General features: G+C 41.8%; 18 protein-coding genes. 2 read left to right on the forward strand and 16 right to left on the reverse strand.

Features of this window, described 5'->3' with window-relative positions:
• Window positions 1-52: 52 nt before the first annotated feature.
• The 8 genes from HW278_RS06205 to HW278_RS06240 form a co-directional block, all read right to left on the reverse strand.
• Complete coding sequence (locus HW278_RS06205; RefSeq protein ID WP_178977276.1) at window positions 53-1,105, reverse strand: NAD(P)/FAD-dependent oxidoreductase; 1,053 nt, start codon at window positions 1,103-1,105, stop codon at window positions 53-55.
• A 12-nt stretch (window positions 1,106-1,117) separates the two neighbouring features.
• Entirely contained in the window at window positions 1,118-1,864 is a 747-nt protein-coding gene (locus tag HW278_RS06210) for an MgtC/SapB family protein (RefSeq protein ID WP_178977277.1), read from the reverse strand.
• A 234-nt stretch (window positions 1,865-2,098) separates the two neighbouring features.
• A complete protein-coding gene (locus tag HW278_RS06215; protein ID WP_178977050.1) occupies window positions 2,099-3,325 on the reverse strand; it encodes an IS4 family transposase in 1,227 nt (408 codons plus the stop codon).
• Between the two features lie 598 nt (window positions 3,326-3,923).
• Window positions 3,924-4,985: a UDP-glucose 4-epimerase GalE gene (gene galE / locus HW278_RS06220; RefSeq protein ID WP_178977278.1), complete on the reverse strand. Its 1,062-nt coding sequence runs from the start codon at window positions 4,983-4,985 to the stop codon at window positions 3,924-3,926.
• 122 nt (window positions 4,986-5,107) lie between these two features.
• Window positions 5,108-5,485: a hypothetical protein gene (locus HW278_RS06225; protein ID WP_048747837.1), complete on the reverse strand. Its 378-nt coding sequence runs from the start codon at window positions 5,483-5,485 to the stop codon at window positions 5,108-5,110.
• Entirely contained in the window at window positions 5,475-5,714 is a 240-nt protein-coding gene (locus tag HW278_RS06230) for a hypothetical protein (RefSeq protein ID WP_178977279.1), read from the reverse strand. The genes HW278_RS06225 and HW278_RS06230 overlap by 11 nt, the downstream gene beginning before the upstream one ends.
• Window positions 5,715-5,817: 103 nt before the next feature.
• Complete coding sequence (locus HW278_RS06235) at window positions 5,818-6,777, reverse strand: IS30 family transposase (RefSeq protein ID WP_255493530.1); 960 nt, start codon at window positions 6,775-6,777, stop codon at window positions 5,818-5,820.
• A gap of 166 nt (window positions 6,778-6,943) precedes the next feature.
• Window positions 6,944-8,560, reverse strand: coding sequence for a DUF6377 domain-containing protein (locus tag HW278_RS06240; protein ID WP_178977280.1), 1,617 nt, complete (start codon window positions 8,558-8,560; stop codon window positions 6,944-6,946).
• A 135-nt stretch (window positions 8,561-8,695) separates the two neighbouring features.
• Between HW278_RS06240 and HW278_RS06245 the strand changes: the two genes are divergently transcribed.
• Both HW278_RS06245 and HW278_RS06250 read left to right on the forward strand, forming a co-directional pair.
• Entirely contained in the window at window positions 8,696-8,878 is a 183-nt protein-coding gene (locus tag HW278_RS06245) for a type II toxin-antitoxin system HicA family toxin (protein WP_178977281.1), read from the forward strand.
• A gap of 44 nt (window positions 8,879-8,922) precedes the next feature.
• Window positions 8,923-9,333, forward strand: a complete 411-nt coding sequence (locus HW278_RS06250; protein ID WP_178977282.1) for a type II toxin-antitoxin system HicB family antitoxin — start codon at window positions 8,923-8,925, stop codon at window positions 9,331-9,333.
• Between the two features lie 81 nt (window positions 9,334-9,414).
• Here the strand turns inward: HW278_RS06250 and HW278_RS06255 are convergent, their stop codons facing one another.
• The 8 genes from HW278_RS06255 to HW278_RS06290 form a co-directional block, all read right to left on the reverse strand.
• Window positions 9,415-11,601: a glycoside hydrolase family 97 protein gene (locus HW278_RS06255; RefSeq protein WP_178977283.1), complete on the reverse strand. Its 2,187-nt coding sequence runs from the start codon at window positions 11,599-11,601 to the stop codon at window positions 9,415-9,417.
• A 141-nt stretch (window positions 11,602-11,742) separates the two neighbouring features.
• The gene (locus HW278_RS06260; RefSeq protein ID WP_178977284.1) at window positions 11,743-13,482 is read right to left on the reverse strand and encodes a glycoside hydrolase family 66 protein; all 1,740 of its coding nucleotides are present in this window, start codon (window positions 13,480-13,482) and stop codon (window positions 11,743-11,745) included.
• 208 nt (window positions 13,483-13,690) lie between these two features.
• A complete protein-coding gene (locus tag HW278_RS06265) occupies window positions 13,691-15,130 on the reverse strand; it encodes a SusF/SusE family outer membrane protein (protein ID WP_178977285.1) in 1,440 nt (479 codons plus the stop codon).
• A gap of 159 nt (window positions 15,131-15,289) precedes the next feature.
• Window positions 15,290-16,774: a RagB/SusD family nutrient uptake outer membrane protein gene (locus HW278_RS06270; RefSeq protein WP_009411426.1), complete on the reverse strand. Its 1,485-nt coding sequence runs from the start codon at window positions 16,772-16,774 to the stop codon at window positions 15,290-15,292.
• A gap of 129 nt (window positions 16,775-16,903) precedes the next feature.
• Window positions 16,904-19,942, reverse strand: a complete 3,039-nt coding sequence (locus HW278_RS06275) for a SusC/RagA family TonB-linked outer membrane protein (protein ID WP_178977286.1) — start codon at window positions 19,940-19,942, stop codon at window positions 16,904-16,906.
• Between the two features lie 491 nt (window positions 19,943-20,433).
• On the reverse strand, window positions 20,434-20,961 hold the full coding sequence (locus HW278_RS06280; protein ID WP_178977287.1) for a Crp/Fnr family transcriptional regulator: 528 nt from the start codon (window positions 20,959-20,961) through the stop codon (window positions 20,434-20,436).
• Window positions 20,958-21,632: an L-2-amino-thiazoline-4-carboxylic acid hydrolase gene (locus tag HW278_RS06285; RefSeq protein WP_178977288.1), complete on the reverse strand. Its 675-nt coding sequence runs from the start codon at window positions 21,630-21,632 to the stop codon at window positions 20,958-20,960. Before HW278_RS06285 ends, HW278_RS06280 begins: the two co-directional genes overlap by 4 nt.
• Before the next feature lie 75 nt (window positions 21,633-21,707).
• The gene (locus HW278_RS06290; RefSeq protein ID WP_178977289.1) at window positions 21,708-22,268 is read right to left on the reverse strand and encodes a Crp/Fnr family transcriptional regulator; all 561 of its coding nucleotides are present in this window, start codon (window positions 22,266-22,268) and stop codon (window positions 21,708-21,710) included.
• Between the last annotated feature and the right edge of the window lie 29 nt (window positions 22,269-22,297).

Genomic DNA, 22,297 nt, shown 5'->3' on the forward strand with positions numbered 1-22,297 from the left:
AGTATTAAGAAAAAATAGGGAAGAGTTGTGTTCTGCAACTCTTCCCTATTTTTTATCTTCTAAGTCGTTTAGCGAAACGCGCTATGTTCATCTCTTTAGGAATCTCTTTCTCTTCGTACACCGCTTCATAAAGTGTCTTAGCACAGAAGGGTGCATTGAGCACTCCCCTTGTCCCTAACCCGTTCAGCACCCAAAGATGAGGATACAACGGGTGGTTCCCTATTAAAGGTCTCCTATCAGCTACCGTGGGGCGTAAAGCCGCTTGGTGTGAGATAATTTCAAAAGAACAACGCACCATCTTGCGCAGTTTCTCTAATAGTTCTGTGCGAGCCCGCTCCGTAATAGTATCTGTAAGGTCTTCGGGGTCATAAGTTGCTCCCATAATATAAGTATCTCCCCCTAACGGAATGATACTACCATCACTTTTTAGGATAGTGTGCAACTGTAAATCGGGAGCGTAAAAGGTAAGGGTCTCACCTTTACAAGGGCGCATTGGCAAAGAACTGAAATAAGGATTTTTACTAATGCCACAGCCCTCACAAAACACGATGTTGCGGGCTTCCACTCCCCGATATACCACGTGTGTATCGCAAATCTCAAGTGCTTCATAATCGAAAGTCTTAGCGTGATAAACTCCTTCTTCCTGCCAATGCCTAAGGCATTCCGATAAGTACTTCTTCACTTCCACTCTCCCAGTACGCATTACTTCTCCAAAAAGAAAAGGAGCTGGTACTGCGGGATTGGTTTCGGGCACTAATGCAGTGCTGAGGTAACCCGAAAGCAAAGGTTGGTCAGCAGCAGTGAACCAGTTGTTTTGTTCTTCTACCGAAGCAAACTTTCGGAGCACAGGCATTGATATATGAAAAGAAACACCCGTTTTAGCCTCTATTTCAGTATAAAACGGCTCAATCATATTCATTACTTCTTCGGCTCGCCATATGGGAGTAAATCGCTTTAAAACTACCGGATTATACACTCCTCCCGCAATCAAACTAGCTACTTGTGAGCGGTCGGCTATCAAACAAAAGCTCTTGCCGTGTTTTTCCAAAAAGTTAGCAAAAGTAACACCTGCTAAGCCTCCGCCTATAATAATAAAATCGTACATACCGATGTGCTCTTACTGTATTTGCGAAACTGCCGCAATCCCTTCTTTAGCCGAAAGCAAACTCACCACGCTGCCTATACTCAAAACATCAGCGGTAGCAATCGTAAAGGTAAGTGTGTGATTTTCGGTGTCTTTTTCTACTTTTGTTATGCTCATTGACTTGCGTCGGAAGATAGCCGAGCAGATTTCTATGGTTTCAGCCACATTTAATTCTTCTTCCTCATAAGTAACCTGAAAAACTCCTACAAAATTTCTCTTAATGAGCTGTGATTCCACTCTTTTGAGGAATATCATAATGATAAGCATAAAAACGATAGCCACCACAGCGATATTGTAAAAACCCCAGCCAATACCCAAGCCTACGCAACCCGTAGCCCAGATACCCGCTGCGGTAGTCATTCCGGCAATACTTTCTCCGCGTTCTTTAATAATGCTACCAGCCCCCAAAAAGCCTATCCCGCTAATCACCTGCGCACCCAAACGCCCTAAATCGCTTTTGAAAAGAGCTGCCAGTTCAGGAAAATGTACGTTAAAGTCAATAAGACTAACGCGTAATTGGTCTTGAATCATCGAAACTACCGCAGAGCCAAAGCACACGAGTATATACGTGCGAAAACCAGCGGGCTTGTGCTTGCGTTCTCGTTCAAAGCCTACCAATCCGCCAAAGACTATTGCTAAAAGCAAGCGGAAGCACACTACCCCAAGGGAGAGTTCTCCTATGAAGTGTGTATTAGAAAAATCGTTTAAAAGCTCGTTCATAATCTAATCATATAATGAGCGGTAAAGGGACTATCTGAGTTTCCTCAGTCAGTCCCTTCCCTTTCTTAATCCAAAAATTGTTATTAACTTTTTTATCTTTGCCCCTTCACCACATTCCCCTTTTAAAAGGTTGTCCGCGATAGCCAAGTAAGTGAATAAAGAGATGTTATCCCCTAGTGCCTATGCGTCATAACACTTTGCCAAAGTTTGAAACTAAGGTTGTAAGGAACATTTTTAACTATCTGAATAAGAATACATTTTTGAAGGATCTCCTCCGCAATGGATTACAATTTCTTTAATTATTTCATCTTGTAAACCATAACAAAATCGCCTTTTAGGGATTTTATAGCCTTTCAATCCTTCTTCTTTTATGTATGTCAATAGTAATATTGATGCTATTAATATTACATACATCATCACTTGTATACCATTGAGATTTCTTGAAAAGAAATGTTTAAAGTTAAGCTCTTGTTTTATGAAACGAAAATACTGCTCTATCTTCCAACGATTTCTATAAATTCCGGCTATTTGCTCATCACTAAAATCATCGGTTAAGTTACTTAAAAACAGTATCTTCTCTTCTTTAATTTCTCCTCTCTTCTCATCCTTCTTTAGCAGTCTACCCTCTATCAAACGAAAGGTATTTTTTGTCCTCCTTTGACTTTTAGTGAAAAGATGTACTTTCTGACTGCTAATTAAGCGCAGATGCTCATCTTGCTCAGCTAATTTCTTTACTTGACTCCCTTCTGCTAAAATATACTTTGAGTCTTTGTAAATTCGGGTGACAAAATATTGAGTCTGCTCATCTGAAAGCTCATCCATTACCTTTCTGTCTTTCATTCCTCTGTCGAACACTGCTATATCTTCCTTATTAGCAGTATGTTCCTTGAGAATATCACCAAGTGCTAAATCTTCACTTATCATTTCTTGCTGGTGATGAATTTTACACTTGAATGGTAAGTTTGAAAATCCAATGGTGAATTTTAAGCTTAGCTTTCCTTGCTCATCTTTTTTATTCTTCTGTCCATTTTGCATTCCTAAATGGAGTAGTTTGGATGAGATACTCACTATTGTAGAATCATAACTACTTATTTTAGAAGTAATTCCTTCTTCTAAAAAAGGTGCATACTTCTTTACGCAATAAGCAAAAAGTCTTTCAAAGAAAACTACATTTATTTTAGCAATCCTTTCTGCAATGCTACTGTGTGATATGACTTTAGTAAGTGATATCTTAGCAATCATTTTAAAGAAATTTGTGATATAAAAGTTTTCAAAGGTTCTTAGACTAGCTCTATCATCTGTCAAAGCACCGAAAATTAGCAACTTAAATATTTCTATTCCTTTAAGTTTTTTGCTATATTTATCGACTCCTGTTTCTTTTACAAGAAATTCTAACTCTTTATCTTCTATCTTAGAAAAGATATTTGAAATTCTTTTTCTATTCTTTATTATAGTGGTCATAACTTTTTTTTGCAAAGATAATACTTACACAGTATTCCTACAAAAAAACATAGTTAAAAATCAGTGCTTTATAAATCTTCCTTACAGTTTTGGTTTCAAACTTTGGCAAAGTTAATAGTAATAAATCGCCCGTCGTGCTACAACCTCATACCTGCCTATGTGGTTCGTACTACCTTCCCGTCACCACATTCCCCTTTAAAAGGTTGTTCACGATAGCCAAGTAAGTGAATAAAGAGATGTTATTCCCTAGTGCCTATTTCTCTTTCTTTCGCCTCGAAACCCCGTTTTTAACATTTTTACCCTTGTCGTATCACAGTATGAATCAACTACTTATATACCCTTTCTATACCAATCGTCCAAGATTCGTATAAGCTTCCTATAAGCTCTCTATAAGCTAACCCCACCCATCTTACAGCTCATCTTTTACCTTTTATCTAAATTCTCCCTTCCGAATCTCTCCGATATCTTTCTATCTCCTTAACTCTTCCCAATAAAGCCTTCTATCTCGTCTTACTTCTGTCCGACAAGCCCAAATCGTCCGAGAACTCCATTACTGCCTGTCGTGCTACGACTGCCCGTGTGGTTCACACCTAATTCCCTAATTTGCTAATTTTTCTCCTGCCTGTGCGGCTCGCACCGACCTACCTCGTACCTTCTGTTCCCATTGCCAAGCCGAGCGCATCGCATCGTCTAAAGTGCTTTGGGCTTTCCAACCGAGTACGTTATTAGCCTTATCAGTGTTAGCATAAGCAGCGGTGATATCACCAGCACGTCTACCTACAATTTGGTAGTTCAATTTCTTGCCCGATACCCGTTCAAAGCTTTGGATTACTTCCAAAACAGTACTACCTTTACCTGTTCCTATATTGAAAACCTCATAGTTTTCAGTATTCTTGCTTTCTAACAAACGTTGAAGCGCAATCACGTGAGCTTTCGCCAAATCCACTACGTGAATATAATCGCGAATGCAAGTGCCATCAGGGGTAGGGTAGTCGCCACCGAAAACCGAGAGTTTCTCGCGCAAACCTAGAGCCGTTTGGGTGATATAAGGCACCAAGTTTTGAGGTACGCCTAAGGGCAATTCGCCTATTTCAGCCGAAGGGTGTGCCCCAATAGGGTTAAAGTAGCGTAAGGCAATCGCATTGAGCGAAGGAGTAACCTTGCAAGTATCACCGATAATCTCCTCACTGATTTGTTTGGTATTACCATAAGGTGATTCGGCTTTCTTCACAGGAGCATTCTCAGTGATAGGCAACTCATCTGCCTGACCGTACACGGTGCAAGACGAACTGAAAATGAAGTGTGCTTTGGGCAACTTGCTCAGTTCTTGCAAGAGGTATACAAGGCTGGTAAGGTTATTTTCGTAATACAAAAGCGGTTTCTCCACGCTCTCACCTACCGCTTTAGAGGCAGCAAAGTGAATCACCCCTTGCACATCGCGATGACGCTTGAAGAAATCTTGTACGTCAGCTTTATCACGCAGGTCAAATTTCTCGAACACCGGCATTTTACCTGTAATTTTCGCAATGTGGTCTTTTACATTTTCTTGGGCATTGGAAAGGTTATCAATGATAACCACATCAAAGCCTGCATTTTGTAATTCTACAACGGTATGAGAGCCAATAAAGCCCAACCCGCCAGTTACTACTATTTTTTTCATTTGTTTATTAATTTCTTTTGGTTGTATTTCTTTATTACTTAGCGCACTTTTTTCTCAACCTTATCACGTTCCTTAGTACCTTTCTTGCCTTTTATTTCATCTAAGGCGTACATTTTCATCGTTTATTTGTTTTTAAGGTTCTTCTGTTCTTGTTCTCGATATTCTTTTACAAAATCTTTAAAAGGGGTAATATCGATAGTTGAAAAATCTGATTTATCATAAATAGAAATAAAAAGGACAGATGTAGTTTCTTCATCTGTTGCTATATTGAGAATAACTTCGTGAGTAATCACTCTTGCTCCTCCTCTTTTCCCTTGTTTTTTAGATGATATTTTAAGGCGTATCTTCCTATATCCACCTCCTAAACTATTCCCTAAAAGTGGATTTTCTTCATATTCTTTTTTAAGTCCCTCAATATCTTGTTTGAGGCTCTTGTACTTTTTAGCTAAAGTTTTTAATTCTTTAGCAAAATTAGGAGTTGCTTTAAATTTATAGTTCATTGAGCAATTCGTCTAAATCAATAGCTTCTTTTTTGCCAGTACGTATGTCTTCAGCCTCTTTTAACGCTTTAAAAAAACGTTTTTTGAGTTCTTTTTGTTCATTAAGTACAACATTTGATTTTGTACTATTTTCTTTAGTTTTAGTAATCGACACAAAATCAAGATTCTTAACGAATTCTATAAATGATAAAGCTTGCGGACTATTGTCTATGGTGATTGTGTAAGTCATATTGTTTTTATTTTATCGCCACAAAGGTACAAAAAAAGAAATGATTAGCAATAAAGTAGCTTATTTTTTGTGTTACGCCCATTCCACCATCAAGTGCAATTTTTCAGATTACTTTCTGATAGAATAAATCTTTAGGTTTTTCAAAATCTAATACTTTTCTTGGTCTATTATTAATTTTATATTGATATTCTTTAATTTCTTTATCTGTAATATTTTTAAAATCAGTATTTTTAGGTATGTATTGCCGTACAAGACCATTGGTGTGTTCACTAAGACCTCGCTCCCAAGAACTATAAGGATGAGCAAAGAAAAATTGTAGGTTCAATTTCTTTTCAACTCGCTTAAAATCAGAAAATTCATTACCATTGTCAGCAGTAATTGTCTTTATATAGTTTTTGTAAGGCAAGGTCATATCTATAAGTTCATCTGCTAATGATTTAGCTTTCTTTCCTTCTTTTAACTTTTTCATAAATAACATTTTAGTAGTCATTTCAACCAATGTAAGTATCGCTCCTTTATTTCCTGCTCCTACAATTAAATCTATTTCCCAGTGTCCAAACTCTGTTTTCTGACTTATAACCTCAGGACGTTCTTCAATAGACTTTTTATCTTCTACTTTCTTTTTACAAGTGTACAATGCTCTACTTCTATGCTTAAGCTGATGACGAGTGTGTTTGTATAGTTCGCCTCCGTTTTCTTTGTCTTGGTGAATGAAATTATAGATAGTTGTTTTTCCAACCATTGGTATTCTATTTTTTTTACAATACCCTACAATTTGCTCAACAGACCACTGTTCTTCAGTGATATGCTTAATAACAAAAACTTTCATTTCTTTAGTAAATTTACGTTCTTTCCTAAAACGTTCTTTACGCTCTTCTGAGATTTCTTGAGCTACTTTTGGACTGTATTTTCCTGTCTTTGTTTTGTTTCTTGACAGCTCTCGACTGACGGTAGAGGGATTACACTCTGCATAAAGAGCAATATCTTTTTGTTTGATTCCGCTTGCTTTTAAAGCAGAAATTACTGACCTTTGCACCAAATTTAAATGCTTATATTCTTTCATTGTCATTTACAAAGAAAAGCATTTATTTTGAAAGAGAAAAGACTTTTATAGTTTTTTCTCTTTTTTTATTTCTCAAAGGGTTGCCCCTTAGAGGCAAAACCATCTGAAAAATAAAAGTTTTACTAAAAATTACTACTTAAAATTGCAATTATTAGTGGAACTTACATTATTTCTTGCCTATTTTCATTACCATTTCTTCAAAAGTTTCTCTCGGTACGATAGCTTTGTTGCGCACGCGGGTGCGATAGTTGTAGATGGTATTAGTAGAATAATGTAAGAAAGTGGCTATTTTAGAACTATCGGTGATGCCTAAGCGGATAAGGGCAAAGATACGCAACTCGGGGGTCATTTCGTGAGGTTTGGGGGCAAAACGCTCGTCTTCGGCTAATAGAACGTTGAACTCAGTGATAAAGTGTGGGAATAGATGTAAGAAAATATCGTCGAACAGCTTGTAGAACTCTTTCAGCTCTTGCTCTATCATCTCGGTAGAGCGGAGCACTTTGTTGAGTTCCTCCCAATTGCGGTCTTTTGCCTTTTTGGTAAGCATTTTTTGATATTTTTCTAATTTGCTGATGTACACCGAGCACAAGTTGAAAAACTCGCCTATATAGGCTTCTTTTACTTCGTTGCTTTCGTTCAGTTGGGTTACTACCTCGCGCAGGTGTTCGTTGAGTTGCTCTAAATCTTGGTTTTTGTGGTAGAGTTCCTTGCGTATTTTGGCGATGCGCTTCATTTGGCGGGTAACCAATACTACGGCAATAATGAGGAAAACGGCAAACAATCCTACTAACAGCAAGGCGTTGCGCAGTTTGGTATTCTGACTGTGAATGCGTTCCTGATAGGCTTTTTCGATGATAGGGAAAATCTTCATCACCTCGTCGGAACGCAGTTGAGCGTTACAAAAAGTAGCGTCTTCCATCGCCGATTTGATGCAAGTGTAAGCGTTTTCTACTTCGCCTAATTGAAAGAGTGCTGAGGCAAGTTCGAGCATCGAGGCGTTTTCTTTAATAGCATCTTTGATGTCGCAACTCGCCGAAATAGCAAAGTATTCTATTTGTTTAGGGACATTCTTTTTCTTTTTGTAGAGCGTGCCGAGCACATAGCCTAATACGGCTTTTTCGTGTTCATCGGTGTGCATTAGGGCGAAGCGGTCGAGGAGCAGTTTTTCGGCTTCGTCATACCTGCCGGCATCGGTAAGCACACCGGCATAGAGGAGGATATAGTGAGTGGAATTCTTATCGACTAAATTGAGAAGGAGGTCGCGGTAAGCATTGCTTTTGGCGATATAGGTTTTGGCATCGGGGTTGTTGAAAGCGTAGTTGTTGTAGAGGTTGAGGTAGCAGTTGTAGTACTGAATGAGCTGAGGTTTTTGCAGTTGCTCTTTATCAATAGCCCTGAGCAGGTCGGCAGCATCTAAGTAGTTGCCCGAAATGATGTAGAGAGAGGCGAGGGAAAGGCGGGAATCGTTTTGGAGGTCGGGTTTTTGGAGTTCTTCAGCGATGCGGATATTCTCTTTCACGTAGTACACCGCCGAGTCGGATATATAAGTTTTAAACTCGTCGAAGAGGCGTTGGTTGATAGCATAACGTTGCTCAGCAGAGGCATTGGGCACTCGTAACAAGTCGATAGCTTCCTTTATTTTGCGTTCTTTCTGCTGGGTGTATTTATCTTTCTGTTTGATAAGTGCAGTGAGGTTGTGAATGAGCTTTTGATTTTGCCCCATTTGCGCCAAAGCACAGTAGGGGAGTAGTAGGAGGGTTATGATAAGGCTTTTGTACTTCATTTTCAAACATTAATTTTCAGAGGCAAAAGTAAGAAAAATTAGGGAATTAGCAAATTAGTGAATTAGTAAATTGGTAAATTTGTTTGGTGGTTACAAAAAAGTTACCTAATTTTGCATCGTTAAAATGATATAACAATGAGTAGCACAGATGTTATCAGGTTGTTGACAGATGACGGGTGGTACTTATATAATGTAAAGGGTAGTCATCATCATTTTAAACACCCAACAAAAAAAGGAAAAGTAACTGTACCGCATCCCAAAAAAGACCTCCCACAAGGTACAGTGAACTCCATCTTAAAGCAAATGGGGGTGAAATAACCCCCTGCTTTAAGTGGGTTTCTTGATGAGAAAATAATAAGAAAATGAAAAAAATAAAAGTAACTGTACGTAAAGAAAATGGTGTGTTTTGGGGAAATACCGAAAACATCGAAGGCATAGTTGTAGCCGAAGGCAAAAACCTTGAAGAACTTAAAAAAAATATGCAAGAAGCCTTTGCTTTTCACTTGGAAGAATGTGAAAAAGATAAGGATTGGGATTTTGTTAATCGCTATAAAAAAGGAGTTGATTTTGTTTATGAAATAGCATTAGACGGTATTAGTCAGCAATTACCAGAGCTCAATATGAGTGAGTTAGCTCGTAGAATTTCTATTAGTCCTGTAATGATGCGAAAATACGCCTCTGGAAAAAGTAAAGCTTCAGAAAAACGATTGTTAGAAATACAAAATGGTATTAGAACTATAGGAAATGAGCTTTCTCAAATTACATTGCTCTGAAATAATTGGCAAATTAGCAAACAAAAAGCTGCTAAGCACTTCGCTAAGCAGCTTTTTTTTACTATTATATTACTGTAATTGCTATCGTTTTTTTAATCCTTTGGCTTGTGCCTTATCGGTGAGGGGGAACAAACTAATGGCATAGCCTCCGCCTGCTACTGAGTGTAGGGTGAGTTTGCTCTTATTGGTTACCAATACTTTTTGAATGGTATAGGCTTGGGGATTGGTTTGATAGTTGGCATCTTTGGTATCGGCGTAGATAGTGGCTACATAAGTAGTTTTGGGCTCTAAGAAACTGAAATGAATCTTGGAGGTAAAATCCTTGCCGGCTGTATTGCCTACAAACCAATTGCGAGTGCCTTTGGCTTTGCGTGCCACAGTGATGTAAGCCCCTGGTTCGGCTTCTAAATAGTGGCTTTCGCTCCAATCGAGGGCAACCTCTTTGATAAACTGAAAAGCATCGGGAAAACGGCGGTAGTTCTCTGGAAGGTCGGAAGCCATTTGTAGCGGACTGCTCATCGTTACATACAATGCCAATTGGTTTGCCAAAGTGGCATTGCAGTGTGAATGGTTGTTGGGGTTGTTCTTGCTGATGTCCATTTCAAACACCCCTGGGGTATAGTCCATTGGTCCGCCAATAAGGCGGGTGAAGGGCAACACACACACGTGATTAGGCTTGCTACCGCCAAAGGCTTGGTATTCACCTCCGCGCGCTGACTCGTTGCCTATGAGGTTAGGATAGGTACGACACAAACCCGTAGGGCGCACTGCCTCGTGCGCATTCACCATAATGCGGTAGTCGGCAGCTTTTTTAATAGCATAAAGGTAGTGATTGTTCACCCACTGACTGTAATGGTTTTCGCCTCGCGGAATGATATTCCCTACATAACCGCTTTTTACAGCAGGGTATTCGTATTTGTTCATCAGCTGATAGGCTTTGTCCATAAAACGCTCGTAGTTGCGGATAGACGAGGAGGTTTCGTGGTGCATAATCATCTTAATTCCCTTGCTTTTGGCGTATTGGTGAATTGCTTCGATATCAAAATCGGGGTAAGGTGTTTGGAAGTCGAATACCAAATCTTTGGAATGTCCAAACCAATCTTCCCATCCTATGTTCCAACCTTCTACCAGTACGCCATCAAAACCGTTTTCGGCGGCAAAGTCGATGTATTTCTTCACATTTTCGGTAGTAGCCCCGTGCTTGCCGTGGGGTTTGAGGGTGGTGTAATCGGTTTTACCGATATGCACACTGGGCACATCGTAAGTATACGACCATTCTTTCATACCGGTAATCATTTCCCACCATACCCCTACGTACTTCATCGGGTGAATCCACGAAGTATCAGCCAAGGCGCAAGGTTCGTTGAGGTTGAGAGTGATATCCGAAGCCAAAATATCGCGGGCATCATCGCTTACAATTACTGTACGCCAAGGCGTTTGGGCAGGGGTTTGCATATAACCTTTGGCACCATTGGCATCGGGGGTAATCCACGATTGGAAAACGAAGGTCTTATCGTTGAGATTGAGGTGCATCGCCCCGTAGTTCACCAAAGCAGCTTCGTGCAGGTTGATGTACAAACCATCGTCAGTTTTGAGCATTAAAGCGGTTTGTACGCCCGTATCCGAAAAGCCTGTTTGTGCTAAATTTGCCTGACGTCCTTTTTGGTTGATAGCGCGTATTTCGGAGAGGCGTGATTGCTGATAGTCGTACTCTTGGGTATCGTAATCGCCAGGTATCCACCACGCTTGGTGATTACCCGTCATTGCAAACTCGGTGCGTTCTTCTTTAATCACAAAGTAAGGCATTTGCTTTTGTTCGGGGAACTCATAGCGGAAGCCCAATCCGTCATCAAACAATCTAAAACGCAGGTTCATTTCTCGGTGGGTGTCCTTCTGTTTGAGGCTCACCAATAGCTCGTTGTAGTGGTTGCGAATGTTTTGGCTTTCGCCCCATACGGGTTGCCAAGTTTCATCAACGGTTGTATTTTGGGTATTCACCACTTCAAAGTTATGGTAGAGAGAGGTGTTTGCCCCCTCTTTTTTGGTGATTTCAGTGCCAAATTTCACTTCGTTGGAGCTAAATAGTTCAATACCTAATCTACTCGGTTTAATCACTTCTTTTCCCTTGTAAAAAAGCGAATAGGTAGGAGTGCCTTCCGCGTTGAGTGAAAAAGAGAGTTTCAGCGCTTTGTTAGGCGAAAATAACTTCTGTGCTACTGCTGTAGCACAGGAGAGGATAGTTATTGTTATGAAAGTAAGAAATCTCATATTAAAATCCTCACCCCCGTTCCCCCTCTCCGAAAGAGAGGGGGGCAAGATGTAGAAAGGGGGTTTTTATTAAAATTTATTTTATTAGTTAAAATACTGTCCTACAAGCCCCTCCCCTTGGGGGAGGGGTTGGGGAGGGGATTAATACTCTATCACTACCATATCCCAATAGCTGAGGGAGGGGAGGGTGAAGGTGATTTGGTTGTTGTTATAGGTAAATTCTACCACACGGGGAGCACCGCCAAAGAGGTCGGGGGTAGCGAACCACACTTTTTTGGGTTGTGCAGTTACAGCAACAGTAGTTTTAAGGTCGGTTACTGTGGTAGGTTTCTTTTGAGTACCGTTGGTATCACGCCAGTCCATAGAGGTTACCCCGTTGAAATTGATGAGGTGTATTACTTCTTTGTTATTTACCTTTTTGCTCACACAAGCAATTTGGTCTTTGGCAGCAGGCCAAGCCGCTATTGTAGCATTTTCGGCAGTTACCTGCGCAGAGGTATAACTACCGCCGTCGCGCAAGAGGTTTTGGTAAGCCACCAAGAAATCGTAGTAGGTGATGAGCGCTTTTTTGAGGTCGGCTTTCATTTGAAGGTTTTTGTTAGGGAAATACTCATTAACGAGGTAGTGTTCGCCTATCTCTAAATGAGCCCCTCCGAAGGCAAAAATCACGGCATTGGAGAGCAATATGCCAGGTTCGTTTACAAAACCTGCATTCTTAGATTTTTCATAGTCCATATAGGCAGCCAACACCGTTTTGAGTTGGTTATTGCTACGATTGTAGTTATCGAGGATAATTTTTGCCAATTGGTCGTAGGTTTTTTCGTCCCATACTTCGGTATAAAGAAAATCCACTTTATTGGTACCTGCAATTTCGGTTTGACCGTATTGCCCTACCGCGTTCATCACAAGGCGTTTATCAGGGTGTGCGCTTTTCATCGCATTGATAAACGAAGCGTATTGAGGCAAGAGATCTACACTATTGCCATTGTAATCGTATACCGTGCCACGCCCTCCGAGTTGGTCGATATGATAGCCATCGAAACCAAAAACGGCATAGACATCGCTGTTACGTCCTGCTAAGTAGTTTTGCCAGTGCGCATTACCAGGGTTGGTGAGGTAGATACTACTGCGAGCAAAGTCGCCTAATAGGTGTGCATCTTTCTCTTTGTGCTGGTTATCTTTGTAGAGAAACCACTCTTTGGAAACACCATCGGCTTCCGCATTTTTGAGCGCCCCAAAAGCCAAATTGTAGAACATCGCTTTCATACCCTTGCTATGAGCAGCACTGATATAGCCACGTACGGTAGATAGGAAAGTGGGACGTTTGAAGAGGTCTGGCCACTCATTAGCAGGGTTTTGAGGGGTGCCAGCCAGCGGTTTGTGATGGTCGTACATCCAATCGTAGAACTGGATGCCATTGATGTGACAGCGATTCATAAAGTTGATATTCTTCTCGATAGGTTCGTTTTTGCCGTAAGAGGACAAGAAGCCGTAGCGAGGGAATTTTGTCCAATCGGAAGATACATCCACAGCGATACTGCCGTAAGTATTTTGTTTACCGCCTGCTTCTTGGTATATTTCCACCAAATAACCTCGATAGTCATCGGCAGGGGTTACCCATTGCCAAGAGGTGGAGGTAAGAGGTTCTTCTTTAATGATTTCGCCTAAGTGAGAGTAACGCACTTTGTAAGTACCAGAGGGCATACTCGCCAATGTGAAGCGCACCGTGCTACCAGGGTTATAGACCGCCTTATCGGTGCTGATATCTATTTTCAAATAAGTTTCGCCATAGGTAATAGGGTTGTTGCTAGGCGTATCGTTCTTCTCGCAAGAGAAGAGGCTGAGCGTAGTGGCGAAGAATAGAGTATATAAAACTTTCATTTTCAATTAATAATTAATAATTAACAATTAACAATGCCTCTCTCCCGTTCCCTCTCTCCCAAGGAGAGAGGGACAATCCGCAGATGCGAACGGAAAGGAGGGTTGTTTAACACGTATAAAGATGTTTTGTTATTGGACTCTCTTAAACTCCCTCCCCTTGGGGGAAGCCAGCGAGTGCACACAGCTGGGTATGTGGAGACTTTTCAACTTACTGTTTTTTAATAATCACCTTTTGGGTGAGTTGGTTGAGGGTGATTTTGTAGGTACCAGCCTCGCTGATTTTCCACTTGTTATCGGGGTTAGAGCCGTGAGCGCTGAAAATCATAGGTTCTTCTACACCAGCAGGTGCTTTATCAGCTTTAGCAGCCAAGAACCAGTCGCCACCCCAATCGCTTTTCTTGTCGCAAGAGAATTTGAGTTCGCCCGCTTTCAAGTCGCCTTCCCACGTAAAGACATTAGGATTGCTACTATCGACAGTCATAGCAATAGGATTGTTGATATCCCAACCAGCATCGGTAGCACTACCAATCATATACATTCCTGCATAAGGAGTGAAAGGCACAATGTCAATCTTCATTGTACGAGTGTTGAGCGTAATCTTGTAAGTACCTGCTGAAATTTTCCATTTGTTATCGGGGTCGCCTGCCCATTTCTTCACAGGGAGGTCGCTACCCTCAGCAGTATTATTTTCTTTAGGACGGAAGAAAACTGCTAACCAATCGCCTTCTTTAGTGCCTATTTTGAACTCACCCCCATTGCCTAAATCGGCATTGTAGTGGAACACAAATGGGTCGGCAGGGTCTACGGTCATTTTCTTAAAGCTCCAACCGGTAGGTTCACCTACGAACCACAACTCGGTATATTCAGGCACTTCGCCTTTGGTGATGCTTATGGTGAGGTTGATGAGGTTCACTTTTACGGTATAGACACCACTTTCGGCAATTGTAAATTTCTCATCGCTTGTATCAGCATCGGTTTTGCGGAAGTGCAATTCGCTATTGTTACTACCTTTGCCATACGATGGTATAAACTGGCCTTTGGTAGTAATGAACTTGATTTCGCCAGCAGACAATCGTCCTGACCACGCAAAGGCTTTAGGAGTGCCCTCAACGGGTTTCATCTCTTCGGCTTGATCGGCACTCCAACCGTGAGGGGCGGCACTACCGATGATATAGAGCGTATTGCTGATAGGGGTATGCGTTTTGAAAACCACCGTCTTCACATTGGTATGTTGTTTCATTCCCTCGCCAGAGGCTACTTGGGCAATGATGCGTACTTCCATTGTAACTTCGGTGTCTGCCGCAACCTTGAAAGTGTTGAGCAAGAGGTTGTTGAGTTCCTCGTTTTTATACACTCTCTCATAGGCTTCACGACCTACATTCTCGCTGATACCTCCCGCAAAGTTGTTGCCTTGCACATCCATTTGGAAAGTATAGGTGATAGCGGCATTGGTGCCGTGATTGGAAGCTGCCGTCCAAGTGAACTTGATGGCTTCTTGTTCGGGGTTGGCAGCGTCTAAGGCTACATTTTCTTTAGAAACTTTCAATTCAAAGGGTTTTCCCTCTTTGAAGAGCTCCATATAGTCCTCTTTTTTACATCCCGTAAGGAGCAGTAAGAGGAAGGCGATGTATAAATGGTATGGTTTCATATTAGTTTGTGTCCTCACCCTCTCCGTTCTCACCCTCTCCGAAGGCGAGGGAAGCCGCAAAAGCGACAAGGGTGAAATTGTTTTTATTTGTTAATACTCACTTTTTCAGATTATCTCCCTTCGGGGGGACGGGGGCTATACTGCCCGTGCGGCTCGCACTTACCAACCTGGGTTTTGGGTGAGGTTGGGGTTGGCGTCGCGGTCTTTTTGAGGGACGGGCAAGAGCAGGTGTTTCTCGCGGGCGTTGGTTTTGCCTATGGAGTGCAAGAAATTGAGCGCATACTGACCGTTGTCCCAGCGAATCATATCAAACCAACGATGTCCTTCAAAAGCGAGTTCTATACGGCGTTCGTGGCGTATTTTCTCACGCATTTGCGCTTGGGTGAGGTTCTCTATATCGGCGCGATTGGTGAGCCCAGCACGGGTACGCACTTTGTACAAAGGCACTTCGGCTTCGGTGGTGCGACCCAATTCATTGAGGGCTTCCGCTTTCATTAGGAGTACATCGGCAAAGCGGAGCGCTACAAAGTTGGCAGGGTTGGTATTGAAATCGGGAGACTGACTTAGTGGCACTAAAAACTTGCGCACGTTGTAACCCGTGTTAGACATTGAAGCGCGGTATACATTTCCTTCAAAATTAGGACAACCCTCGTAGAGAATAGTCTTATCTTTGCGGAGATCGCCCGCCTCGTATTGGTCTACAAACTCTTGTGTAGGCTGATTCCACCCATAAGCACCACCTACCCAACCACTGTTGCGAGGACCCATAAAGGTACTGAGCCAAGAGGCTTGGTTTTCTTCACCCCAGAAATCGTCTTTGGTAAGTCCGTAATACTGAATTTCAAAGATAGACTCGGCAGTGTTTTTGTTGCGTTCGGCAGCACCAAAACAATCGGAATAATCAGGATTGAGGGTATAGCCAAGGTTTTCGACAGCGTTACACATTTCAAGAGCTTCGCTATATCTGCCCAAGGTGAGGTATACTTTGGCGAGCATACCCGCAGCAGCCCCTTTGGTTGCGCGACCTTTATCGGCATTGCTATATTGCTCGCGTGTAGGCAATAGGTTGAAAGCCTCTCTGAGGTCGGGGATAATCACCTCGTTGTATATCTTCATTTTGCTTTGGCGGAAAGGCGTTTTGTTAGTCAAACTCTCTTTAGGGTCGAGCTGAAGAGGCACATCGCCAAAGAGTTGCACTAAAAGGAAATAATAGTGCGCGCGGAGAAATTTGGCTTCACCGATACAGCGGTTTTTGATATCCTCAGGGATATTAGCAGAAGGCAAAGCTTTTAGAGCCGTATTGCAATAGAGAATACCAGGGTTACAACCGCGCCATATTTCGAGCGCCAAAGGGTTATCGGCAGTTGCGTTGAAGTTGGAAAGAGTGATAGTTTCGAGTCCGTCGTTACCACCTCCAGCGCCTACGATGCTGTTACCTGCTACGATGTCGAGCGTCCAGAGGCGCATATTGTAGAGGTTAGAGCGTTGCAAGGGTTTATAAGCCGAATTGGTAAGGGCAATTGCCGATGCCGCATCGCTTATGTTTTCAGCACTTGAATCTTCGTAAGGGGTCTTGTCTAAAAACTTAGAACAAGCCGTGAAAAGCGGAAATGCCAATAGGGTGATGTATAATATCTTTTTCATAATATTAATTCCTCTCCCCCGTTCCCCCTCTCCCAAGGAGAGGGGGCAAGCCACAAAGGCTGCATAGGGGTAATTTTTTTTGTTTATAATTGTGTTATATTTTATTACCTGATGCCTGTCACCTGACACCTAAAACTGCACGTTTAATCCAAAACTAACTGTGCGGGTTACAGGATAAGTACCGCTATCAACGCCACCAGTGCCTACTTCGGGATCCATACCGCTGTATTTGGTGAAAGTATAGAGATTTTGGCAAGACAGATATATGCGCAACATATCGGTGTGGAATTTTTGAGTAACCTCTTTAGGGAGCGTATACCCCAAAGTTACGTTTTTGATGCGCAAATACGAACCATCTTCTACAAAGCGGGTAGAGTGACGCGCATTTTGGTTGGGGTCGCCATAGATAGCACGCGGAATGCTATTGCTAGTGCCCTCGCCAGTCCAACGGTCTTTTACTTTGGCAATTTGGTTTTGTGGCACCGACATTCCCTCTTGCCATATACGGTTGGCATTGTAGATATCGTTGCCTGCTACGCCTTGTAAAAATATTTGTAAATCGATGTTTTTGTAGTTGAAGTTGTTGTTCATAGAGAACGTCCATTCGGGGAATGGATTACCGATATAAGTACGGTCTTCGGCATTGATGACCCCGTCGTTGTTGAGGTCGCGGAACTTCACATCACCAGGGGCGGTACCGTTTTCCACTTGGGTAGCATAGTTGTCTACCTCAGCTTGGTTTTGGAACAAGCCGTTCATTACATAGCCATAGAAAGAGTTCACAGGGTGACCCTCGGAGAGGATTTGCAATTTGGTGAGAAACGCTTCAAAACCAGTGAACAAAGGCACACCGTCGTTCATCTTCACAATTTTGTTGCGGTTGAACGATACGTTTACATCAGTATTCCATTGGAAGTCCTTTTTATTCACATTCACTGATGACACCGTGAGTTCTACCCCTTTGTTTTCTACTTTACCAGCATTGATACTCGGCACATTGATATCCGAATAACCAGAACTTACTGATACTGCCATAGGTACCAACATATCGCTGGTGTTTTTGATATAGGCATCGAAAGTGAGGTTTAAGCGGTTTTTGAGTAGCGCGAGGTCAATACCCCCGTTGAATTGCTCTACCGTTTCCCATTTTACATTAGGGTTAGGCATCACGTGAGGATAGAGGGTAGAAACAAGGTTATTGTTGAACACATATTGCCCTGTGCGCAATTTGGTAAAATAAGCATAGTTATCGATACCGCCTTGGTTACCAGTCATACCGTAACCCACACGCAATTTCACATCGTTTACATAGTCGTTTTTAGGGAAGAAAGACTCATTTGATGCACGCCACGCCAAAGAGAAAGAAGGGAAAGTACCCCAGCGGTTTTCTTTGGAGAAACGCGAAGAACCATCGCGACGCACCGTAGCAGTGAGCAAGTACTTATCGGCATAGGTATAGTTGAGTCGCCCGATGAAGGAGAGGATAGCCCAATCGTTCATTGTACCGCCTACCGTAGGGTTTTCCAAGCCTTTGCTGAGTTGGTTTTGCTGGTCGCTCAAGAAGTTGCTCACACTCGCATTGATTTTGCTATACACGTTGTTTTGCGCACTGGTGCCCACCATCACATTGAGGAAGTGTTTTTGGGCAAAAGTATTGGTATAAGTGAGTGTGTTATCCCAGAGGAGGGTAGTACTCTTGTTAGCATCTTGGTAGAGGTTAGAAAGCGGATTAGGTATTGGTTTCCAGTTGTATTTAGGGGAGAAACTACGATTGTCCCAATATTTAAAATCGAGCCCTCCAGTAGTTTTGAGTACCAAGTGTTTTACAGGAGTAATTTCGGCAAAGATATTGCCCAAAATGTTATAGCCTTTGGTAGTGTTTTGTCCGTTGATAAGGGCAGTACCTATCACGTTGCGGATATCGCTGTACTGATGGGCAGGCGAATCAGGACCTGAATAACTTCCGTCTTCATTGTAAATAGGTTGTGTAGGCAAAGAAGCCATCGCCATACGGATATTGTAGTCGCCAGATTTCTTTTCGTCGTGGCTGAGGGTGAGGTTGTTGCCAAACTTAATCCACGGTTTTACGCGCGACTCACCGTTGAACTGCACTGTATAACGGCGGTAAGAAGTGTTGAGGATAATCCCATCTTGGTCAAACACACCTCCTGATACGTAGTAATTGCTCTTGTCGTTACCGCCTGAGTATGAAAGCGAATAGTTACGCATAAAAGCAGGACGGAAAAGCGCTTTGAGCCAGTTGGTGCCTTCCCCCCAGTCCTCAGGATTGGCAAAATCAGGGCGTTGTGTAAGCGGACTTACCCCAGGGGTGCGGTTGTAGTTGGCAATCATTTCGTTGTGAAAAGAAGCAAACTCACGGGCGTTGAGCATCACGGGTAAGTTGGTAGCTTGTTGAAGAGCTACATTGGTGCTGAACGACAGTTTGCCATCGCCATTTTTCCCTTTTTTGGTAGTGATAAGCACCACCCCATTGGCACCACGAGAACCGTAAATCGCTGTTGCCGAAGCATCTTTTAGCACATCGATATTTTCTATATCATCTACGTTGAGCGCGTTGATACCGAGGTCGGTAGGTACCCCATCAATAACGAGTAGTGGTTCGCTGTTGTTAATCGTGCTGATACCGCGAATGCGAAACGAGACGTTGTCACCAGGTTTTCCCGCCGAGGTTACTTGCACCCCAGCAGCACGCCCTTGGAGCGCTTCCCCAGCGTTGGCAATAGGTTTCTCCTTGAGGGCTTTGTTAGACACCGAAGAGACAGCCCCCGTAAGGTCTTTCTTGCGGACGGTACCATAACCTACCACCACCACTTCGTCTAACTGCTCTTGTTCTTCTTTGAGCACGATAGTGAGTTGGTTTTGGTTGCCTACCGCTACATTTTGGGTGTGATACCCTATAAATGAAACCGATAGCGTGGCTTTAGCAGGTACTTCTATCGTGAAATTCCCATCGAAATCGGTAGTAGTACCCTTAGTAGTGCCTTTCACCACCACCGATGCCCCCAGCACGGGCTGGTGTTTTTCATCGATTACCTTTCCGCTAATCTTTTTGTTTTGGGCAGAAAGGGCGGTAGAAAGCAAGCTAAAAAGTAGTAGCAAGGCGAGCTTGCCAATACTGTTTAATAAAGTTCTTTGTTTTCCTTTCATCTTAGTTAAAAGTTAAGAGGTAAGAGTTTGTGCCTGACACCTGACACCTATCCCCTAATACCTGATTCTGCCGCAAAGATAAAACGTTAAAGATATACTAAAAACATTGGATAGTGAAAATATAGATAAGTAAAAATGTAGCTGTTTGATAAACAACAAAATAAAAAGAAAGTGGTAACGAAAAATATAGAAAGAATGTAAAAGTAATTAACAAAGAACATTTGACAAAGGATAATTTGTTATGTGTGTGTGGCACATTAAAATAACAATTCTATGAAAAAACTTATTTTTTCAGCGCTCCTTGCCACAACTTTATTCATTTTACTAGGCAAAAAAGGGTGGCAAATATTATAACGTTACCAATCCTCAAAACTAAGTAGACTTGCCGTTTGTTCTTTCAGATAATAACACCAAGTTCTCCTACAGCACACAAAGCCAAAATAGCTTAGTAACGCTATACTTTATTAAAATAAAATAACGATAATTAACCATTAAAATATTCTTTTCCTAATTCTGCTCAGCGCTTGGGGGGTGATGCCAATATAAGAAGCAATATATTTCAGCGGAATATTTTGGATGAGTTTAGGGTCTTTCTCCAATAGATTGCAGTAAATCTCTTCGGGTGATTGCAATAAGAACTGCGCCTCTCGTTGCATCTTCTCAATCAGCAGATGTTCCAAGATATCAGCTTTTATTTGTAAGTATTCTTGCTGTTCTATGAGGTGTTCAAGGTGTTCCCGCCCTATTTTATAGGCAGTAACGTCTTTCAGTGCTTGAATAGAGAAGAGTGAAGGTTCACGCTTTACAAACGAGGCATACGACATAAAAAACTGCTCAGCAAAGAGAATATCCACCGTCGTTTCCTTGTCGGTTGTGGGGTTGTAGTAGAAAAAGCGCACGATGCCCTCGCTGAGGTAATAGAGTGAGTGCTCTACCTCGCCTGCACGGGTGATGAGGGCATCTTTATCGAAATGCACTTCGGTAAAATACTGACTGAGGAAATCGAGGTTTAGGGTCATTGTATATCTTCTGTTTTTTCTTCTTTTACAAACCACATTTGGCAGGTATTGCCCGTAGCAAAAGTAGTGGGTCGCGCAAAATGTAAGTTGTGTAGTTCTGTTTTAATGCCTTTTATCCAACCGCAGTCTACTTGGCATATAATTCTTTGCAAAAAAGTATGTTCAAGGGCTTTTAGTACTTCGTGAAACAAGCACTTTTTAATTTGCAGAACATAACCGTAATCATTGTCTATAAGGCGTTCAAAGCCAAAACTCTTGCCAAAATAAAACGCTTCTCGTGCTTTTGATATCTCCACTATCGCCTTAAAAGGGTACTCCGAAGCTGTTAAGAAAGCCTCTGTGTTTTGCTCCATAAAGGGGGCTATCGGCTCATTGATAGCAAGGCACACACATTTGAAAGCCTCTTTATCTTCCTTGCCTATCTTCACAAAAACTTCATACAAAGCTACTACTAAAACCGCAAATTGCACATTCCCTTCGTCCAACTCATTCTTGATAAGATGAGATACTTTTTGTAATGAGTGCTTAAAATAATCTTCAAAAGCGTTTAAAAAGTCTTCAAACAATGTTTCATCTATCCATTGTTGGGCTTTTATATAAGCGAAAGCCTCTTTCTTTATCCACTGATAGCTATCCAGCGGACTAAAACTGTATTGTTCTTCTTGGTTCATTTTACATTTGTTTTATAAATGCAAAATTACGCATAGCAATACACAAAAAAGTTGCTATTTGGCAACTTCCTCTCTTTACTTGTAAGATTTTAGCCTACTGATAGAATATTTAGTCATTCCGAGCATTGTAGCAAGGTCTTTTTGTTTCACTTTTTGTATAAAGGCAGGAAAGCTGAACAAAGCTTCATATCGCTCTTTAGCCGATTGTCTTTGAAAGAGTTCAATAGTTTCCATCAGCCGTAATATTGTTTGTTGCTCATTTTGTATGAAGAACTGTTGCCACTCATAGCTATTTTGTAGAAGTGAATGCATTTGTTGTTTATGTATTTTCAGCACTTCAGTCTCTTCAATAGCAGTAATAGCATAACGAGAAGGTAAACAATTTATATAACTATTTTGCTCTGTAAAAAAGTAATCTTCAAAAGCTATCCAGCTCGTGTATTCCTCTCCTTCATCGTAAAAGAATATTCTAAGAGCCCCTTTGTTTACAAAGTAATAATGCTCACACACTTGTCCGAAGTCTAACAGCAAGGCATCTTTAGCAACGCTCTCTTTTTGGAAAGCCCCTCTAAGCGTCTGTTCCTGTATTTTTAGCTCAGGAACGGTTTTTTGTATGTATGCAATTAGTTTTTCCAATTCTTCTCCAATTCAGCAATAATGTGTGA

Source organism: Capnocytophaga sp. oral taxon 902 (assembly GCF_013394735.1).
GTDB classification, from domain to species: Bacteria; Bacteroidota; Bacteroidia; order Flavobacteriales; family Flavobacteriaceae; genus Capnocytophaga; species Capnocytophaga ochracea.

What these genes read in the sequence shown, in the direction of transcription:
- HW278_RS06230 (WP_178977279.1), bottom strand. Translation starts at nt 5,714, where the DNA reads ATGACTTACACAATCACCATAGACAATAGTCCGCAAGCTTTATCATTT.
- HW278_RS06205 (WP_178977276.1), bottom strand. Translation starts at nt 1,105, where the DNA reads ATGTACGATTTTATTATTATAGGCGGAGGCTTAGCAGGTGTTACTTTT.
- HW278_RS06250 (WP_178977282.1), top strand. Translation starts at nt 8,923, where the DNA reads ATGAAAAAAATAAAAGTAACTGTACGTAAAGAAAATGGTGTGTTTTGG.
- HW278_RS06225 (WP_048747837.1), bottom strand. Translation starts at nt 5,485, where the DNA reads ATGAACTATAAATTTAAAGCAACTCCTAATTTTGCTAAAGAATTAAAA.
- HW278_RS06280 (WP_178977287.1), bottom strand. Translation starts at nt 20,961, where the DNA reads ATGACCCTAAACCTCGATTTCCTCAGTCAGTATTTTACCGAAGTGCAT.
- HW278_RS06270 (WP_009411426.1), bottom strand. Translation starts at nt 16,774, where the DNA reads ATGAAAAAGATATTATACATCACCCTATTGGCATTTCCGCTTTTCACG.
- HW278_RS06265 (WP_178977285.1), bottom strand. Translation starts at nt 15,130, where the DNA reads ATGAAACCATACCATTTATACATCGCCTTCCTCTTACTGCTCCTTACG.
- HW278_RS06285 (WP_178977288.1), bottom strand. Translation starts at nt 21,632, where the DNA reads ATGAACCAAGAAGAACAATACAGTTTTAGTCCGCTGGATAGCTATCAG.
- HW278_RS06255 (WP_178977283.1), bottom strand. Translation starts at nt 11,601, where the DNA reads ATGAGATTTCTTACTTTCATAACAATAACTATCCTCTCCTGTGCTACA.
- HW278_RS06245 (WP_178977281.1), top strand. Translation starts at nt 8,696, where the DNA reads ATGAGTAGCACAGATGTTATCAGGTTGTTGACAGATGACGGGTGGTAC.
- HW278_RS06240 (WP_178977280.1), bottom strand. Translation starts at nt 8,560, where the DNA reads ATGAAGTACAAAAGCCTTATCATAACCCTCCTACTACTCCCCTACTGT.
- HW278_RS06210 (WP_178977277.1), bottom strand. Translation starts at nt 1,864, where the DNA reads ATGAACGAGCTTTTAAACGATTTTTCTAATACACACTTCATAGGAGAA.
- galE (WP_178977278.1), bottom strand. Translation starts at nt 4,985, where the DNA reads ATGAAAAAAATAGTAGTAACTGGCGGGTTGGGCTTTATTGGCTCTCAT.
- HW278_RS06275 (WP_178977286.1), bottom strand. Translation starts at nt 19,942, where the DNA reads ATGAAAGGAAAACAAAGAACTTTATTAAACAGTATTGGCAAGCTCGCC.
- HW278_RS06215 (WP_178977050.1), bottom strand. Translation starts at nt 3,325, where the DNA reads ATGACCACTATAATAAAGAATAGAAAAAGAATTTCAAATATCTTTTCT.
- HW278_RS06260 (WP_178977284.1), bottom strand. Translation starts at nt 13,482, where the DNA reads ATGAAAGTTTTATATACTCTATTCTTCGCCACTACGCTCAGCCTCTTC.
- HW278_RS06235 (WP_255493530.1), bottom strand. Translation starts at nt 6,777, where the DNA reads ATGAAAGAATATAAGCATTTAAATTTGGTGCAAAGGTCAGTAATTTCT.